Raw genomic sequence first — 18,569 nt, 5'->3', positions numbered from 1 at the left:
GTTACTATGCGCCATTTATCGTTCACAGACGGGTATCCCCACTAAAATTGGCGACCCAGTGTGCGCTCGGATCATACACCTCGAATTCGTAACCCCGTTCTTCAAGCAGCTTCATAATGCGCGGTAGCGCCTGCACAGTCTGTTCCCGTTCGTGCATCAAAATAACTTCCTTATCCCTGTGCACACTGTTGCTCACTCGGGCTACGATTTTATCCGGCTGACCGGGAAGGTTCCAGTCCAGGGAATCTGTCGTCCAGTCCCACATTTTGAAACCCGCCGCTGCAATGTCTCCCCTGAATGATTCGCCAATTTGCGGACTGCTTCCGTATGGAGCGCGGATGAGATACGGTGTGTATCCGATCAGTTTCTCGACCATTTTCTGTTCCTTTTTGAACTCATTCACAAAGTTCGCCGAGCTTCCGCTCTTATAGAGCTTGTTATAGTTATGTGTCATGCTGTGTAATCCAGGGTAACTGCCTTCCTTCACCAAACGTTTCACCGCATCCGGATGTTCATTCAACTGCCGCCCAATCATGAAAAACGTTGCCTTCGCTTCATGTTGTTTTAAAATATCAAGCAATTGATCTGTATATTGACTTGGCCCATCATCAAATGTTATGTACACCACTTTTCGAACCTGACCCATAAATCGTGCCGGCTCCTCTTTCGCCTCCGGTGTGGCCTGAATCATCCCCAGTTTGGCAGGTTGCTCAATGACAGCAATAGGAGGTGGTGCCAATACCGTTTTCATCCAATGAGTCATACCGATAAACACATATGTCAAGCCCGCAACAAACACAAGCAAGAGCATGATCGCCACGCTCAATCTGCCGTAGCGGATTTTCCTTCTTTTATGAGTTTGTTTTCGACTGACACTGCGAATCGCATTTCCATACTCTCGCGTTGTTTCTTGTTGTACTCTCACGACCTAGCCACTTCCCAACTGTCTTTTTTTCCCGATGAATGGAATATTATATCGATTCACGTCTCTATATAGAAGATTAATAGAAAAACCGTCCCTGTGAATGACAGAATAGTTACAAGCTCGGTTACAATCTACTTATCTCTTTTCCATGTTTCTCTAGCTCCTGATATGCAACTGAATTCATGCCTGCTATTGATCTTCCCTGCGCTGACCTTCTCCTGTATAATGAGGTGATTTAGGTTATCTATTTACAAGAAGGAGCTACACCTATGACAAGCATGAACCGTGCCGGCAGATCCATCTATTTGTTATTTTTTGTTGGCATTATTGCCATTTCTTTCTCTTCTATTTTTGTACGCTGGTCTGACGCAGATGTTGCGGTCATTGCCATGTATCGTCTGTTTCTAACCAATGTGCTCATGCTGCCTTTCGTTTGGCCACACAGGCATGAGATGCTTCGTCTGAATGTTCGCCAGTGGATCTTGTTACTAGCTTCAGGCGTGATGCTTGCGCTACACTTCCTGCTCTGGATGGGATCACTGAGATTAACCAGTGTCGCCAGTTCCACCGTCATCCTTGCTCTGGAGCCAATCCTGATTCTTGCTGGGTCGGTGTGGTTGTTTAAAGCCAAAATTAACCGCATGATGCTCATCGGCATGGGTATTGCGCTGTTCGGGTCAATCATTATTGGTGCAGGAGATTTTCAGGTGGCGGGTACTGCTTTGCAGGGAGATATTTTATCGTTACTTGGCACGATGGCAGTGGCTGTGCATATGTTGCTGGGTCAATTTTTGCGAACAGGTCTCAGTGCATTCTCGTATAATTTCTGGGTGTTTCTTGTCGCTGCCTGTACGTTCGCGGTGTACAATCTGTTCATGGGGCATCCGTTCGGCGGGTATGCGGCTTCGGAGTGGGGGATTTTCCTGCTACTGGCCATCGTCCCTACCATCTTTGGACATTACCTCTTCAACTGGTTGCTGCAATACATGAATGCTACCACCGTATCTATGGGTGTTCTCGGAGAGCCTGTATTCTCATCCTTGCTGGCTTGGGTGCTGCTGGGTGAGGCACTGAGTACACTTCAAATGTCGGCAGGTGTCGTGATCCTGTTCGGGGTGTGGATCTTCATTCGGTATGGCAAAACCAAACCCCAGCCCATTCCGGCTGATGCGCCGATCGCGTCTTCGGTTCCCGTTGAACCGAAGACGGTGTAGATGTTTTAATGGCTTAATGATTTAATGATTTAACCCTGTTTTCTATGAAACTTGTACCGATGAAAAATGAAAGTACCCGGTCAGGTCTGCCAGCCGCAGACCCCGACTATATAACTTGAACCATTACATATGAAGGCGGTGTGTTGTTATGAAAAATATTGTATCCATGCGCTGGCTGCTCGCCAGAATGTACGAAACCGATGTTGCCATCGTGGATTGCCGCTTCCTGCTGGGGCAACCCGATGCCGGACGTGAAGCCTATGAAGCCGGACATATCCCAGGGGCTGTCTACCTTGATCTGGAAAAGGATCTTTCCGCTCCGGTCACCGAGCACGGCGGACGCCATCCACTTCCTGATCCGGCTGTTCTGGCAAACCGCCTCGCCAAAGCAGGCATCAGCTCTAACAGCCGCATCATTGCCTATGATGATCAAGGCGGCATGAACGCATCACGTTTGTGGTGGCTGCTCCGCTACTTGGGACATGAGCAAGTCTATGTCATGGATGAGAGTTTCTCGGCTTGGCAGAATGCCAAGTTCCCGGTGACAACAGACGTGCCGGTACAGATTCCGTCTTCGTTCGAGTGGAGTTTGCATCCGCAGATGCTGGTGAGTGTAGAGGATGTGCAACAAGCATCGGCAAGCGGCAGCGCCGTGCTCATCGACTCCCGCGATGCCCGCCGCTATGCAGGGCTGGAGGAACCGATCGATGCCAAGGCCGGACACATTCCGGGGGCTGTGAACTATTTTTGGAAAGACGTGCTTGGTGCAGATGGTAGCTGGTCTGGTGTTGGCGCGCTTGAGGAGCGGTTCGCGAAGCTGGGGAAAGATGATGCGATTATTGTATACTGCGGATCAGGCGTCTCCGCCTGCCCGAACGTGATTGCGCTGGAGGAAGCGGGATACACGAATGTGAGGCTGTATTCCGGAAGCTGGAGCGACTGGATCAGTTATGAGGAGAATGCGGTGGCTACCGGGGAAGTCTGACTTTGAATAATGACGGCTCGAATAGGTAAAATACACCTAGCTTGAGATATGCAAAAACACCAGGATAGGCTTGAAAGCTCATCGTGGTGTTTTTGATGTATCTAAGTATTTACCTCAATACTCCACACCGGAGTAAATATTTACTGTACAGATACATTGCAAAAGTGAGCAACAGGATAAAGATATCAAATATTGAAACGAACGTCCCTAGGGGGTGCTGTGAGATGGCTACACCGAGTGCAATATCCCTAGACAATACGGTACCATTGGGTATGAGAATTGCTGTATACAGACGTATCCACCGTTCAACGAGCGTGGTGACGCAACCTTTATTTTTCCCACGACCGGATACGACGGTATCCAGCTCTCAGTGCCCATACTTGTATAGGGTTGTCACATTTCGGGATAAGAATATATGAAATATAAATCGATAAGTCCTACTGCTCATTGCGTGAGAGACAATTCATGTGTCATAATCCGCTCTGCCATTTCCTCGGCTTGCAGCACCGCAGACAACGGGTCGGAGAGAAAATACCTATTCCAATCAAGGTTAATAATCCGGCAGTGATCTGTCTCGATCGATTTCTGCCATGGTTTGACTGTAGATTGCTCATCAGACCCATGACTTGGACCGTTATCCAACACTAACAGGTAGTCCTCCAGATACCCACCTACCGCACTCCGCACCACATCCAGGTATTCCAGGCCTGGCTCCAGCAGTTCCTGGCGAACCTTGGCTGCTGGCTTCAAGTTCAATAACCCGTAGGCTGCCTTACCTCCACGAGTCCCCGTATCTCCCACAAGGGTAATATGTTCTCCCCAATTTGGATCAATGACCGTAAATGTCTTCTCTGTGGAGAACTTGTCCGTGATCGTTTGTCGTATAGAATGTACTCTTCGCCCGTATTCCTTAATCCATGTTTCGGCTTCTATATGGCGATTCAGAATACGCCCCATCTCACGGACCCCCTCCTCGACAGAGCCGTACCCACTCCCTCCATAGACAACTGTAGGTGCAATCCGGGCATAGGAAGCGTTGGCAGCATGATTCCAGGTGATAATCAGATCCGGTTCCAGTTCAACCACCTTTTCAATCGAGATAAAATTGTGATTGCCGATATCCTGTACTTGATCACAGATATAAGGCCCCAGCATTTGGTTGCTTTCAATGAGTGAATGCGGTGCTCCAAGAGGTGTCACACCCAGTGCCAGCACTTCTCCCAAATGCCAGTCCACGACAACACGACTAGGTTTTTCAGGTATCCTAATCTCGCCTGAGCCTGTGGCAAACATCCGAGTTCTGGCTCCTGGCACGGCAGACGCCGAGGACTTCCTCGCTTGAACTCCTGTCAGGTCTGTATTCTCTTGAGCTGGCCGAGTTTGATTAGCTTCAACTAAGGATACCGTTCGTTGGCTCCATTCCGAATAATGACTTTTCTGAAGAGCGTGTGGTTGGAATATATTCGGGGTTGAATTCGGAATGCTACTGTCTCGACGTTTTCTGTAATCGCCCGGAGAAACCCCGTAATGTTTTTTGAAATAGCGACTTAGTGTATAACCGTTCTCATAGCCTACTCTCTCTGCGATTTCCTGTAAGGTTCCTTTCGTGCTTACCAGCAGTTTCAACGCCTGTTCCATCCGAATCTGTGACAGTACACGACTGGGACTTGTGTTCAATTGAAGCTGAAACAATTGGTTCAGATACCTCGGACTGCAATCCAGCATGTCAGCTACCTGTTCCATTTTGAGTGGTTCCCCGTAGTGACGAGTCAGATATCGCACCGCCTGATCTACCCGATCCAGCTTCGTACGGTTCTTTCTCTGCTCTTGCATTTGTTTCAGCATCTCGGCGAGCCATTGGTAGAATAATGCCTTGGTTTGAATCCGGCCTGCTGACTGTAGTTCATTCCACTGTCTGTATATCAATTGCATGATTTCAATTAAAGGCAATGGATGCATTGGTTCAAACCCGAAACTTACTTGCAGAGAATCTGACCCAGTATTGGTTAAGGAACTTTCTGTATTTGCCTTCTCTGGCTCTAATGACGAATAAGACAACATATGTATTTCCATCGGACTCTTAACCAGACAATCCAGACGCGTTCCTTTGGAGGCGTGCAGAATATAAGTTCCTTTAATCTGATGCATCGCTTGCCCAAGCAGGATCTTTCCCTTGCCATTCGTAACTAATAAAAAAGCATTCGAGGGAAGCGTCCACGTACTAGGATCTTTACTGATGTTAACGGTCATGATTCGAATATCCAGTAATCGGATTGTTATATGCTCCCATAATGCCCCGTATTCTTCTATGTTCATCGTCATGGTCCTTTCTTTATTTCTCGTTACCATCCAAAGCTTTGCCTCATCATATATGATAACCATTCTCAATTCAACCTGTCGATTGAGTTCTGAAATGGTTATGCTTTCGCTTCCGAATCGGTTATTGTGCAATCGCAAGTTTCCCTCTAGAGTTATATTAAATGAAAATCATTATCAATTAGAAAGAGGGGTCGTCATTTTGTTTAAGAAAGCTTGGTATCGTATATCCCTGCCTGTTTTGCTGTTCATGGTCCTATTCATGAGTGGTTGTACCCGGAACGAGGCAGTGGGGCCAGCCGCGACAGAAAAAGAAAACACCGCACCACAGACAAGAACACTCTCCACAATGATGGGAGACGTCACTGTACCCCTCACTCCGGAGCGGGTTGTCGTCGACTGGAATATAGGACATGTGCTGGCTGTCGGCGTAACACCTGTTGGTGTACCGAGCAGCCTGCTGGATTATGGCATGTTCCTGCGTGATAAACTTGTGGATAGCGCGGATTTGGGTAACCATAGTGAGGTTTCACTTGAGAAAATGGTAGAGTTGGAACCGGATCTGATTATCACATGGGACCAGGAGAAATTTCAGACCTATTCCAAAATAGCTCCGACTGTTGTATTCGTACCCGATCAGTATGATTCCATGGAAGCCGAGGTGACCGCCATGGGCGAGATTCTGAATCGCGAAGCAGAAGCCATTGCGTGGAACGAATCGTTTAGTCAACGGATTGCAGCGGCTCAGGCCAAAATCAAAGGTGTAATTCCGGCCGATGCCACCTTCACCGTTGCCGATTTTAACTTTTTGAAGAACCCAGCCATTATCGGCAACAGTGCCAATCGTGGTGGAAGAGCAACCTATGAATTGCTAGGACTGACTCCGGCACCCAAGGTGAAGTCCGATATTCTGGACCAAGGTAAAGAAAACCTGGAAGCTAGCGCAGAGGTGTTCGGAGAGTACGTGGGTGATTACCTGCTGATGATGGTTACAGAAGGCACAAAGGATCATTCCCTGTTGCCTAACGTATGGGACAACCTGCCTGCGGTGCAGAACAACCATATCTTCAAACTGGATATCCATAAATATTTCACCGCTGATCCCTACACCTCCATTCTACAAGCCGAAGAGATCGCAGATCGACTCGCAAGTGGGCAGACTGAGCTGAATTAGAGCAAGTCTATAAATCTATTGAAAGTTTACAATTGAAAAGAGGAACTGAAGGCCAATTAAGATTTCCTGAGTTCCTTACAAAATCGCCTGTCCATTCGCCAAGAACGGCAATCCAGATTTCAACACTTTTTATCAAGCTCAAAAAACAGTACACAAACAGCGCCCACCAGAATGATTCAGGTAGCGCTGTCTTTATTCTCACCTGCACAATGGGGATGGACACCAGCACAAGACAACTCCTCATTAGAAATCGAGTCCAGACATAATCATCGTATAACACACCATGTGTTTGCTTTAAGACCTCCGTACATAATCATTTAGACCCAATGATTGCTCCATTTAATCAGCATGGTGTCCTTAAAGAGTCTGAATTAACAATAAGCACTTCCCCTTTCCCCTGCATCCAAAATTCTGTGGCGAATATCCTTCAGCTGAATGTTCGCATAATCCCATAGCAGTAAATGATCCTCTTTCATCACGGTTGTCTACTCGCGCGTGAAACAATGCTCTAAACGGGATTTTGTTGCCGGGTGAGGCATATAAATCATAACTCGCTGATCTGGTTCGTTTGGGAATTGAAGGGTGACATGCTCAAATTCAATAACTCCAAAAGTGGGGTGCAAAAGCTTCTTGTAGCCGTCAAGGGAGCCTGGTACTTCATGATACTGCCACATCCTTGTAAAATCAGCACTTGTCCTCTTCAGATCTTCAATTAACTTGTCGAATGAATCATCGTTCAGATAACGTGCTCTTGCCGTTCTAAACTCAGCAATCATTCTTCGTGAGACACTTTCCCAATCCTCCGATCCTTCTTTCCACATAGGGTCGGTAAATTGGCGCCACATCAAGTTATAATCATGCGGGGGTGACACCCTATTAATCATAAATACAGCATCTGCCGCTTTATTCCAAGCTAAAAAACCCCACTTTTTCCCGATGACATAGGCCGGATTAGGATTCAATTCATTCAGCATATCCTGAATGGATGGGCTGATTTTCTCTTCAATGATAGTTGATTGAGGAGGCAGTGATTCTCCAGCAAGCAGAAAGAGATGTCTTCGCTCATTGGGTGTCAGCTTGAGTGCTGAAGCCAAGCTTTCCAGTACACCTACCGACGGACGAATATCACGACCTTGCTCAAGGCGCGTGTACCATGAGAGTCCTATATTAGCGATCCCAGCGACCTCCTCTCGCCGCAAGCCTCGTGTGCGACGACGATTGCCAGGCAAAAGGCCAACATCAAGGGGAGAAACTGAGGATCGTAAATCTCTTAAGAAATTACCTAGCGCTAAACGGCGCTCACTGTCGTTCAATTAAAACCTCCCCCTTATCCTATCACTTGCAAGCCTACCATCAAGCAGGTTCTCGTGACCATGTAGTAGTCAAAGTATACTGAAGGCAGTTGATGAGATCAACAATTCTAGGCAAGGAGAATGAATATGACAACCATTGCAGGACAAATGTTGGCGAACAAGGTAGTAATGATTACAGGTGCGGGGCGAGGCATTGGAGCTGAGGCAGCAAGGCTGTTTGTACAGCAAGGAGCTTCTGTGATGCTCGTCGCGAGGACAGAGTCTGAATTGCGTAAAGTCAGGAATGAAATTGTGACATCGGGTGGAGATGCTGCATATTTCACAGCCGAGCTGTCAGATGCAGGCAATGTTGAAGAAGCTGTTAAAGCTACAGTGGAACGATATGGCCGTCTTGATGCTGCTTTTAATAACGCAGGTATCGGAGTCACGTACGGGTGAAGGGAAAAATGCCTCGCTCTTCATTGCATTCCCTGCTCATGAGGCCCGCTATATCAAAATAGTTCAGACCGGAACGGATTCTCACTGGTGGTCTGTAGCTGAAATCGCAGTTTATACCGCTGATCAGACGCCTTGGACACCCGGGGAACAGGATGAGCTGCTGCCTACGGAACTGGATCGGACGTCTTGGACAGCTAAAGCTTCCACGTCTGAGGACGTTGGTGCACTGCTGGATGATGATCTGAACTCACGCTGGACCTCTGCATCCGGACAACAAGCAGACCAGTGCATTCAGATCGATCTGGGAAGCATCCAGAATTTCAGCCGGTTAACTATGGACTCAGGCAGCAGTACCAATGACTATGCCCGCAGCTTTACAATCGTCACTTCAACGGATGGCGAGCAATGGAATTCGGTTTCAGAAGCTGTGGGAACAGATTCTTTAATCTCAGTGACATTCACGAACCAGAAGGCACGATATGTCAAAATTGCTTTGACTACGGACAATGCTGAGTGGTGGTGGTCTATTGCTGAATTGAAGCTGTACCATTGATACGCTGAATTAAAAAAACATCAATTTTACGCAGAATTAAAAAATCATTAATCATTAATCTAAGGATTTAAATATCGTTCGTGTAACCACCTCTCTCCCTCAATTTTACGGAACAGGGGTGGTTTTTTGGTAATCACCCGCTTCTACATGTAATAAGCAGTTATCTCGAATTAAATACGTATTTTCAAATCACGAATACGAACGGCGGCAAAACACACTGAATATCCGCCTAAGCAACTTTAGAGACCAGCATATGCTTCTTTGCGCTGTTCCCGAGATCAAAATATTGGAAAATTGAGGATTGACAGAGCGAGTCATTCAATTTAATATAATCATAGCGGAAAACTATGAATAAAATCAGTATCAATAAACCCACTAAAGGAGACTACAAAATGGCTGCCCTCCAAACGTTTAAAGCATCTGCTCATCTGCAAAACGGAGTTCAAGTGAAAGTAGCATCTCGAAACTTCGAGTTTATTATCGACGAGCCCAAAAACTTGGGTGGAACCGATACCGGCATGAATCCGGTGGAAGCTTTACTCGCCTCGCTGGGGGCATGTCAGTCGATCGTAGCTAGGGTATATGCACCCAAATTCGGGGTGAATCTCAAGGATTTCTTTGTGGATGTAGAAGGCGATATTGACCTGGATGGCTTTTTCGACAAATCAGAGGTGCGTCCGGGCTATTCCGATATTCGGTATACATTCCGTATCAAAACAGATTCTCCCCAAGAGCAGGTTGAAGCATTTGTACAATTCCTGGAGAGCAAGTGCCCGGTTGGAGATACGTTGGCACATCCGGTTAATCTCAAGTTGGACAGAATTATCATCGAAAACTAAGCAGCCTATTAGATATAACAAAAGCCCGCGTTTTTCGCGGGCTTCTGTCATAACCTGATTAACTCGGCTATTAACTTCGTATGGCTTCCAAAGTTAATCTATCGTTATTAACTTTATTTTAACGGAACCTCCATCTCCAGCTCCTGAATATAATTTTTCACGATCTCCCCATCGGCATCCAGCTTATACGCTCCACTTGTTGCACCAGGTACTTCCATCTCGGGATAAAACGGTTTGATTGTTATCGATTTAGCATCACCATTAATCGGAGTTAACACGATGTCCTTATATAGTGCTTTTTCTTTATTGTTTACATCTGTACCAAATGCTGTCCACCAATCCAGCTGACGGCCGCTGTCATCCACAAACTCATACAGAATACGAGAAAGCTGCTCGGTTGTATCTCCCTTCCCAATCAGTTGAATACGAGTTGAAGTTGATGTAAGACTTATTTTACCAAGCTCAAGAGTTATGTTCCCAGCCTGTTTGGTCAAGCTGTCTGTTAACACCACTGGTTTGTCTGCTGTCTTTTGCATTGGAAGTTCAACAATGTAAGGTTTATCCACCCCTGCAAGTTTTACCTTTAGTTTAAGCTGAAACTTCTCTGGAAAAGTGTAGCCTTTGCCGCCTAACCATGAAGGATCCGTAATTTTAACACGAACACTTTTAGAATGATCTCCAGGCCCCCACCCCAGGTTAGGCCTTTGCCCAAGAGTTTTTCCACCAAGCTCCATAATAGATTTTCCGTTAATATAAACGTCAATAGACTCAAGAGTCCCTTCATCCATAGGCTTGCTTTCATCTCCTGCACCGTTGTACACGAAGCTGTTCTTTAGTCCCTTGCCCGTCCGGTCGATTGAAATATCAATAAGGTTTCCGTCAAACACAGCTTTTTTCACCTCAAGCGTAATTCCACTCTGAGTCACTCGAACCGCGTCCGCTTTAATCGCATTCTTCCCTTTTTCTCCAGTAGCTTGAGCTGCCGCAGCATCAACCGTTGTTGCTTGGTATCCCCAAGCCCCGCCTCCAACTAACAATCCTGTTGCCAAAGCTGTTACCGCAATCATTTTAGATGTGTTTTTCATGGTTTATCGTCTCCTCTAATCTCGTATAGTTTCTGTATCTCTGCTTGATCCACCGGAACGGTGATCTCCAGCTCGTTGATATAATTTTTAATGACTTCCCCGCGCTCGTTTAGCTTGAAGTGTCCTGAAGAGGATGAAGGATCCTCCATTTCAGGCAAAAAAGCTTTCAGTTTGATCGATGAAGGAGCCTTTGCCATACGTTCAAACAGCACATTATAACGAAGCTCTCCTGCGCGGCCGGTTTCATGCGCACCATATCCGCTAATGAAACCCAGCACATTGCCCCTGTCATCCCAAAGTTCGAACCATAGCCGGCGCTGCCATTCCTGATCACCCGAAACAACACTTAACAATACTTGGGTTGTAATCGGTGTGAACTGGATTTCGCTTAAGGTCAGCTTGTGGCCTCTCCATTCTCTCGACTTCTGAATGGTGGACATGACTTTGGCCTGCTGTTTACGTACTGGAAATTCCATCACAAATGGCTCCTCAATCCCCTCCAGACCAATCTGAACTGTCAGCGTAAATGCATCTGGAAGTGCTGATGTGAACTGTTGCGATGCGGAAAGTGGTGTTAATTCATAAATAGCTGTATTTGGATCGGAAGTGGGTATTACTTTAAAGCCCATATTCCATCCATTGTCCTGCCGATCGATGGGACGTCCATCGATCTGTGCATCGAAGGAATGAATGGCTCCTTTAGGATATTTTGACTTTGTTCCGTTTCCCGTAGAAATTTGGTCAAGAATACCGCCACTTCGTTTTTCTCCATCACGAGTAACTATCATGGATAGCCTTATGCCATCGTAGACAAGCTCTGGAATACGGAGAGTGATTCCATCATGGGTGGCGCTGGCTTCCACGACATCTGCAAGACCGCTCTCCTCCAAGGTTTGCAGGCCTAAGTCGTCAGCGGCCAGTTTAAACAGACTGCCGATGAGTGGAACACTTTGCAGTGATGCTGCTATGGTTGGTGATACAGCGGCACCGCCCAGCAAGCTGCCTATGGCAACAATCATCACCGCTACAGCTGTCAAAAGGAACCTGTAAACCGGGGACACAGAACGAACAAACTTTTTACGGTGGTGACTGCGTTTTTGCATCGGGAGAACCTCCAGTGCGGCATAGACCTCTTCCTGACGGTGGCGAATCATGTCGGGTACCTTACCCGCATTCGCTTTACCCAATTCCCGCAGTTCCTGATCAAGATCACGTTGATTCAATCGCACTCTCCCCTTTCCAATCCATTTGTTTCGCAAGCACCCCGCGTGCTCTGTGTAATCGTGCTTTGACAGCACCTTCCGACAGTTTCAGAACACTCGCTATTTGTTTGATCGGCAAATCCTGATAATAGCACAGATGAATAACCAAACGTAACGACTCGTCCAGATTCTCAACAGCTTCCCTTAAATCTTGCTGCCTGCTGTTTACAAAATGTGTTAGATTGCCGCGTGTTTCAGTCTGCTCAGGCAGCTCCGCCATGACAACGGTTCGTTTGCGCATACGGAGCACCTGATTACATTCATTAATGAGAATGCGAATAAGCCATGTTTTAAAATAAGCTGTATTCCGTAAACCGGTTATGCCTTTATATGCTTTCAGTGTTGTTTCCTGAAGAGCATCCGCGCAATCCTCATCCCGTCCCACAATGGATTTTGCCAAACTGTACAGCTCGGGCTCCAGCCTCCGGAATAGCTGAATAAAAGCTTCACGATCTCCCTGCTGTGCTCTTTTGACTTCTTGCTCCATAGTTTGATGCACGAATTTCACTCCTTCTGAGGGCCCTCTATTAAATTAGATGGACAAACACAGCAAAAGGTTATATGTAGGATAAAAATAAATTTACGTGATTCACTAAAATGCTAAAAAAACAGTTCATTAGGTCTTCTTTTTCGGATGAGAAAATTTGTTTCCAGCAAGCGCCTTTCTGTACGTAACACATGGCAGTGCAAAGGTAGCTTTAGATGCTACTGAGCAATTATCTAATGCAATGTATCCAAATCTCCTACATACGCATCATTCAACGACTTCCTCTTACCCATCGTAGACAGGTGGCAGCTTTTTTTGATTCATCATAACAAAAAACCGTGATGGACATCTGTCCACCACGGTTGAATAATGAAATCTATTATTGCTTTTTACTTAACGATACATTTGCTGTTAACGTCTTGTCGATCGTCGTCCAGTTTACATAAGCACCCAGTATTTCATTAATAACGGAAACCGGAACTACGGTTTCGCCATTTAAAAGCTTTGGCACTTTACTATTGAACACTAGTTTATCGTTAATTGAATACACATCTGAACCAATTTGAGCACTTATATTTTTCGTGCCTAATTTGATTTGCGTTGTACGCGTCTTATTATCCCACACTACTGTACCGCCCAATAGCTCCGAAATTGTTCGAATCGGTACGTAGAACTCATCGTTATGAACAACCGGTTTGATTAACGTACCACCTACATTCATTGCAACGTCAACATATTCAAGGAAATCGGTCTTTCGAATGAGTCCATGAACCCCTTTAGTTCGGTCTACCACCTGAGATACTTCATAATCCGTTGCGGCCGATAGGTACGCATAAGCTACACTTCTATCCATATCAAGCTTATCGGATAAGAACTGAATCGATTCACGCACTGATTCTTTCATTGCTTCATCCAAATCAGGGTCCAGTCCAATGGGAATCCAATAATCCTCTGTTTCAGCAAAGGGTTGCGTGAATTCTCCACGATGTGGTATTGATGGATCACCTTTCTTTAACACCGTTAACCGAACTGTCCCCCTTAAGGAAGCTTCCAATGCAGTTAACGCTACTTCTCCATCTCCTTGAGCAAAGTGCGGATCTCCAGTATAGAATAGACCGCCTTTAACTTGAATCGGATAATAAATAGTTGCACCGACACCTAACTCATTAATATCCATGTTCCCTCCTGTTTCTATAGGTGGGATAGAACTCACTACTTCGCTGGTATTTGGTGCAACCCCCATAACACCTAGAAACGGGTTAATTGGGAAACGTACATTTTTTCCAGTTTTTGTTGGTAATAAACCATACCAATTACCGTTGATTTCTTCAATAGGAGTAAATATAGATACATTATTATATAATTCCGGTTTTGTTGCGCTAGCTCCCTCTTGTGGGCCTGTATTTTCTGGAAATTCGTTAGGAAGGGCACCTTTACCATGGCGGTTAGAAATGACACCATAGGGAACTCGAGTTTGCAACGAAAGGACTTCTACTTTAAGAACATCTCCTGGCACCGCTCCCTCAACCGCTACTGGCCCAGTGATAATATGAGGTCCGTCTTTTACATAATCATGCTGAATCGCAGAAGAGGCAATTTCCTTCGCATCATTCAACACTCCATCGGGAGAGATACCGAATTTGCCGAAGTACTCCACTGGATTTCTCCCTTGATCCTCGATCAGTCCCTCATGCGATACCGTATCAAATGTTACAGCACTTCCTGATGGTACAGTAAGAATCGGAGAGCTATCTCGATTAGGCAGTGATCCCCAGCGAATGTTCCCAATCGCAGACGTTACATAATAATCACCTTCTACCTTATCAAGGGTTGTTGGTTGCAGCGGCATACTAAAGCCCACTGAAGGTAGAGCAAATGCAAACATACCTATAATCCCTACTGAAACCCCAAATTTCCTAATTGTTCGGTTAATAAACATTACGCTCCCCCTCTGTGATATGTAATATTTCCTAACACAAACAAACAATAACATATAACTACATTTTCAACAATATATTATTGTCAGTAAATATAACATTAAATAAATGCATACCAAGAAAAACTGATAAAAACAAAAAAAATGTAAATATACCTAACACTAAAATACATATAAAACACAAAAACATATAAAACTTAAATACATTTCGAAAACTTGATAAACACCCTTCAGAGATTTGAACAAACAAAATCAAGTGAGTTGGAGCGACTTGATCAGTTAAGAGGGGAACGCGGTGGCGACGGCGGAAGAATAAAGACTAAGAGCCCGCGTCAAAACCGTGGGCTTCTTTGTGCTTCCATTGCTTCTGTATAACTTCAGATGCTAATATCCCCTACTTTTGTAACATTAAGATTTAAATTGTTTTCTCGGCATACTTCGTAAAGGTTGTTTGATAGGATAGGTTTGAAGATATTTATGTAGTCCAGCATAAAAAAACTCATGGTCGCCAATTCGCTCCTCATGCAGACAGATTCGAGATACAACTTTGACAATATTATGTGGAGGCTGCTGTACCGATGCAGTAATGGACACTTTGCGCCCATATTACGAACATTCATGATCAAAAATAACCAAACGATCCAGCTGACATCTTCGTTTGTTTACTGCATCCATACTGATCCTGTTTTCTTACATTCATTTACTTGTCCCATTTTCTTCTAATACTTATAATAAAATCAAAGTGAGGTTTACATATATAAAAAGAGGAGTAATAGTAATGAATTTAAAACGATTCAAATGTGCTGCCGTGGCACTCACAATTCTGCTTGTTGTGCAACTTTCAGTCATTGGCGGCTCTTCCGTGTCTGCAAAGGCTACGGAGCAGCCGTTACCTGAGCCTGAATGGACTTTTAAGCTACCAAAGGGGTACACACTCAGTAGTTCATACAATAGTGTACAGAGCGCGAACCGTGTGTTCTTTGATGTACAGAAGAAAGTGGCTCTCTCGCCTTCAAAGTTCGTTTTCACAAATTTTCTTTATGGGGCCGTCGATCGCCAAAAAGGTACTCATTGGATTTACGACTATTCGGACATCAAAAAGGATAAACCTTTCAGTGGCTCTGAACCATATTATAGCAAGGATGGTTACAGCTACTTTTACAAAAGAAACGACAATGGAACAGAATATAGACTCACAGGAGTCGATCCGAACGGGAAGCTAAAGTGGACGAAAAAAATTAACAATCCATTTCATTTGTTTGTGCTGGATAGCGGAAATATCTTAATTTACTATTCTATCTATTCTTCAACAAGTAAGACCTCTATCCGTTATTTTGAGGAGTACACTAATAACGGATATCCTGTACGGAAGCTCAAGATTGATAAAGGCCTGTTAACTACAGGGGCACTTCAAGTGGTGTCCAATGGATTCATTCTTCATACTTCTGACCAAAATCACACTAGGATCTACCCTAACCTCAATGCCCTTAAAGTCCCGCTAGTTCAGTACAACACTAATAAAATCGAAGTGATGCCATTTCGTGGAGGCTCCTTTTTGGTATACCAGTTTAGTAAAAATGAAGCTACAGTAATCGCATTTACCTCCGAAGGCAAAAAGAAATGGGTGCGTTCTCTTCATCCCAAGGATAAGATCAGCATTACCGGCAACAACTATCTAATCCAAAGTAACGGGACTGTATTCAGCCTCTACAACAAAGACAACCAGTTGTTAGGCAAGCAACAGCTTGGGAATATCGGTGACACTGACTGGCTTTCCCGCATCACATCTTCGGGCGATATCACTGTGGAGAAGCAGTATCAGTGGCAGGAGCGTCCGGCTATTATCGACGAAAATAATTTCAAAGGGGATTCAGCTCGGGAGGATTTCTACGTGCTTGACCCTGTGAATTTACAGGTTAAATACCACCTTGCCACGTTGTGGTACGACATCGATGTTGGCCATGATTATATTTATGCGGGTAACGGCGAACTCTATCTTACAGACCGTTGGTTTCGCAATACCCTTGCAAAATATATACTTAAATAGCACAGCAATTGGCTAATATACCAGATCGGATTCGCTTCATCAAAAGAATGGTACTATACGAAAATGCTACTTCAGTACCTGCTCGAATACAATAATGAGAGAGAATTATTGATTCTGGAATTAAAATTTATAATTTCAGGAGATTACTCCCCTTCCTAATTAATCAACTGTCGATTAACGTAATTGCCAACCAAAGGCCGTACTTTTTCACGGGCTTTGGTTGGCAATTTTATTTAGTGAAGGCACATGTCGTGGTTTCAAACCTCTTCAATTTAAATACTCGAAGGGCCGGACATGTTCCAGAGGCCTTAACTATTTTCGGAAAGATGCGCTTGGTGAAAATGGTTGTGGATCAGGCGTTGAAGCATTAGAGGAACGGTTCGTGAAGCCGGATTCTCGAATGTGAAGCTATATTCCGGAAGCCGAGCAACTGAATCAGTTATGAGGGAATGAAATGGCGGCAGAGATGAATAACGTTTCCTCGATAAAACAAGGAGCCTGCGAAGAACGCGGGCTCTTTGGCATTGCGGATATTTGAATAAATATGCTCAATTATGATTTAGGCATTCGTCAGTGATTACAATTCGCGAATTCATTCTATAGACTTAATTCGATTCCTTCTAAGGCTTGAGGTAGGAAGGTCAGTCACTCTGGAAGTATGAATGAATTCTCGATGAGGTTTTTAATTTTTTTCTGCTGTTCTTCCATAACCACTACCTCTTTTGAGAGTTGATTAAAGAAAGAATAATGGCTTTTTATACCTAACATTATTAAATATAGAGCGCCTTCAGAGCGACTGTTTATATGGCCACTTGTAATTAAATCATCGATAATATTCATAACATCATCTGAAATACGCACTGGAACTATATTTTCTCCAGCCTCTTTATTGTCATAATTTTTTTGAGCTGATAAACGTTGGACCGCCTCTTCAGTAAGTAAATTTTTTTGTATAAGATCCTCAAGAATTGAAGCATCGATTGGAACACCCATTTGCATTGCACGTTCAAGCTTTTCTTCCGTAGCTTTTTGAATATCCATTTTTCCACACTCCTTTTTGTTCATATTAAAAGAACTATAAACATACGCTAATTATTTTCAAAATACTTAAAAAATCTAACGGTTTCATTATAATCTTCTTTGTCGGAATAAATGTTCAACATGTTCCCTAACTCAATCGCAAAATCTACATATCCATTAGCTTTTGCAGTTATTATATTTCGACTAACTTTATATGTATCGACATGGTTTGTATGGTTGTCAGTATACTCTCTTCCTTCTAATATCCCTGCTTGTTTAATAAGTTCCACTGCTGAACATATAGCACCAATATACTTTCGGTTAATATCTAACTTCTTGATAATTGATATTAGTTGCTTATTCCCTTCAATTGCTCCAATATCTCCTCCTGGAATAATAAGTACTTCTACTTCGTCCCAATCTACTTCATTTATATCTTTTTGGGGTTTAACTGCAAAACCTTCGTGGGAATTGACCATCTCGGAACTTAAACCCACTGTTATAATTTCCCCTTGCGTTTTCATTAGATAGGTTGCCAGCATGATTTCGAAATTGACAAATCCATCGTAAATTAAGACATGAGTATTAATGTTTACACCTGCTTTCATTTATTTTGAAAAATAGAAAAGAATGAAAAGAGAAATAATTCCGGAAATGTCCCTACTAAAATAAATGAAAATGTTCTTGATATGGCTTGTTCGTCCTGTTTCAAAATACACATATCAGATATAGTGGAGAATATGAAGAAATCCATGTGTCTGAGAGGTGAACGACTATGCCGGAGTCATATCATGAAACATGTAGAGCGGCGACTGCTTCGCTTCTGGTTTTATTCCGAAGATATTCCTGAGGACTGGAGAAAGGGACACAGCGACCATTTTTTCGATCTTACGGTGACCATTGACGCCGAATCACTGATCGTGCAATATACTGCAGGGCCAAGCAGATGAAGCAAAAGAGCCTACATTCGGAGAC

17 protein-coding genes and 1 pseudogene are annotated in these 18,569 nt (G+C 44.3%); 8 read left to right on the top strand and 10 right to left on the bottom strand.

From position 1 onward, the window contains the following. Nucleotides 1-22: 22 nt before the first annotated feature. Nucleotides 23-925, bottom strand: a complete 903-nt coding sequence (locus ABIE27_RS01625; RefSeq protein WP_240036620.1) for a polysaccharide deacetylase family protein — start codon at nt 923-925, stop codon at nt 23-25. 269 nt (nt 926-1,194) lie between these two features. On the opposite strand from ABIE27_RS01625, the gene ABIE27_RS01620 reads away from it, so the two are divergent. Together ABIE27_RS01620 and ABIE27_RS01615 are read left to right on the top strand one after the other, a co-directional pair. Next, complete coding sequence (locus ABIE27_RS01620; protein WP_429349766.1) at nt 1,195-2,139, top strand: DMT family transporter; 945 nt, start codon at nt 1,195-1,197, stop codon at nt 2,137-2,139. A gap of 148 nt (nt 2,140-2,287) precedes the next feature. Further along, on the top strand, nt 2,288-3,124 hold the full coding sequence (locus ABIE27_RS01615; protein ID WP_429349765.1) for a sulfurtransferase: 837 nt from the start codon (nt 2,288-2,290) through the stop codon (nt 3,122-3,124). Nucleotides 3,125-3,323: 199 nt separating this feature from the next. Here the strand turns inward: ABIE27_RS01615 and ABIE27_RS01610 are convergent. Together ABIE27_RS01610 and ABIE27_RS01605 are read right to left on the bottom strand one after the other, a co-directional pair. After that, nucleotides 3,324-3,491 (bottom strand): annotated as a pseudogene (locus ABIE27_RS01610) (IS30 family transposase); the annotation flags it as partial. A gap of 77 nt (nt 3,492-3,568) precedes the next feature. After that, nucleotides 3,569-5,446: a helix-turn-helix domain-containing protein gene (locus ABIE27_RS01605; protein ID WP_429349764.1), complete on the bottom strand. Its 1,878-nt coding sequence runs from the start codon at nt 5,444-5,446 to the stop codon at nt 3,569-3,571. Nucleotides 5,447-5,642: 196 nt separating this feature from the next. Between ABIE27_RS01605 and ABIE27_RS01600 the strand changes: the two genes are divergently transcribed. After that, entirely contained in the window at nt 5,643-6,614 is a 972-nt protein-coding gene (locus ABIE27_RS01600; RefSeq protein ID WP_429349763.1) for an ABC transporter substrate-binding protein, read from the top strand. Between the two features lie 485 nt (nt 6,615-7,099). Here ABIE27_RS01600 and ABIE27_RS01595 read toward each other — a convergent pair whose 3' ends face one another. Then, on the bottom strand, nt 7,100-7,927 hold the full coding sequence (locus ABIE27_RS01595; RefSeq protein WP_429349762.1) for a helix-turn-helix transcriptional regulator: 828 nt from the start codon (nt 7,925-7,927) through the stop codon (nt 7,100-7,102). A 126-nt stretch (nt 7,928-8,053) separates the two neighbouring features. Here ABIE27_RS01595 and ABIE27_RS01590 point away from each other — a divergent pair, with 126 nt between their 5' ends. The 3 genes from ABIE27_RS01590 to ABIE27_RS01580 all read left to right on the top strand — a co-directional run bounded on the left by ABIE27_RS01590 (nt 8,054) and on the right by ABIE27_RS01580 (nt 9,757). Continuing rightward, nucleotides 8,054-8,365, top strand: a complete 312-nt coding sequence (locus ABIE27_RS01590) for an SDR family NAD(P)-dependent oxidoreductase (protein ID WP_123062667.1) — start codon at nt 8,054-8,056, stop codon at nt 8,363-8,365. Beyond that, nucleotides 8,265-8,918: a discoidin domain-containing protein gene (locus tag ABIE27_RS01585; RefSeq protein WP_429349761.1), complete on the top strand. Its 654-nt coding sequence runs from the start codon at nt 8,265-8,267 to the stop codon at nt 8,916-8,918. Before ABIE27_RS01590 ends, ABIE27_RS01585 begins: the two co-directional genes overlap by 101 nt. A gap of 392 nt (nt 8,919-9,310) precedes the next feature. Continuing rightward, entirely contained in the window at nt 9,311-9,757 is a 447-nt protein-coding gene (locus tag ABIE27_RS01580; RefSeq protein WP_091028202.1) for an OsmC family protein, read from the top strand. Between the two features lie 113 nt (nt 9,758-9,870). On the opposite strand, the gene ABIE27_RS01575 is transcribed toward ABIE27_RS01580, so the two are convergent. The 4 genes from ABIE27_RS01575 to ABIE27_RS01560 all read right to left on the bottom strand — a co-directional run bounded on the left by ABIE27_RS01575 (nt 9,871) and on the right by ABIE27_RS01560 (nt 14,530). After that, complete coding sequence (locus ABIE27_RS01575; RefSeq protein ID WP_429349760.1) at nt 9,871-10,842, bottom strand: DUF5643 domain-containing protein; 972 nt, start codon at nt 10,840-10,842, stop codon at nt 9,871-9,873. Further along, nucleotides 10,839-12,065, bottom strand: a complete 1,227-nt coding sequence (locus ABIE27_RS01570; protein ID WP_429349759.1) for a DUF4179 domain-containing protein — start codon at nt 12,063-12,065, stop codon at nt 10,839-10,841. Before ABIE27_RS01570 ends, ABIE27_RS01575 begins: the two co-directional genes overlap by 4 nt. After that, nucleotides 12,052-12,603: an RNA polymerase sigma factor gene (locus ABIE27_RS01565; RefSeq protein WP_429349758.1), complete on the bottom strand. Its 552-nt coding sequence runs from the start codon at nt 12,601-12,603 to the stop codon at nt 12,052-12,054. The genes ABIE27_RS01570 and ABIE27_RS01565 overlap by 14 nt, the downstream gene beginning before the upstream one ends. A 367-nt stretch (nt 12,604-12,970) precedes the next feature. Then, on the bottom strand, nt 12,971-14,530 hold the full coding sequence (locus tag ABIE27_RS01560) for an acetamidase/formamidase family protein (RefSeq protein ID WP_429349757.1): 1,560 nt from the start codon (nt 14,528-14,530) through the stop codon (nt 12,971-12,973). A 775-nt stretch (nt 14,531-15,305) separates the two neighbouring features. On the opposite strand from ABIE27_RS01560, the gene ABIE27_RS01555 reads away from it, so the two are divergent. After that, nucleotides 15,306-16,574, top strand: a complete 1,269-nt coding sequence (locus tag ABIE27_RS01555) for a hypothetical protein (protein ID WP_429349756.1) — start codon at nt 15,306-15,308, stop codon at nt 16,572-16,574. 645 nt (nt 16,575-17,219) lie between these two features. Here ABIE27_RS01555 and ABIE27_RS01550 read toward each other — a convergent pair. Next, nucleotides 17,220-17,615, bottom strand: a complete 396-nt coding sequence (locus tag ABIE27_RS01550) for a hypothetical protein (RefSeq protein WP_123062673.1) — start codon at nt 17,613-17,615, stop codon at nt 17,220-17,222. Nucleotides 17,616-17,662: 47 nt separating this feature from the next. Further along, complete coding sequence (locus ABIE27_RS01545; protein ID WP_275670016.1) at nt 17,663-18,202, bottom strand: DJ-1/PfpI family protein; 540 nt, start codon at nt 18,200-18,202, stop codon at nt 17,663-17,665. Nucleotides 18,203-18,385: 183 nt separating this feature from the next. Between ABIE27_RS01545 and ABIE27_RS01540 the strand changes: the two genes are divergently transcribed. After that, entirely contained in the window at nt 18,386-18,544 is a 159-nt protein-coding gene (locus ABIE27_RS01540) for a hypothetical protein (protein ID WP_161556842.1), read from the top strand. Nucleotides 18,545-18,569: the final 25 nt, after the last annotated feature.

Origin of the sequence: Paenibacillus sp. 4624, assembly GCF_050435065.1 — a bacterium.
Lineage (GTDB): Bacteria > Bacillota > Bacilli > Paenibacillales > Paenibacillaceae > Paenibacillus > Paenibacillus amylolyticus_D.
This window is presented reverse-complemented; position numbering and strand designations above follow the sequence as displayed.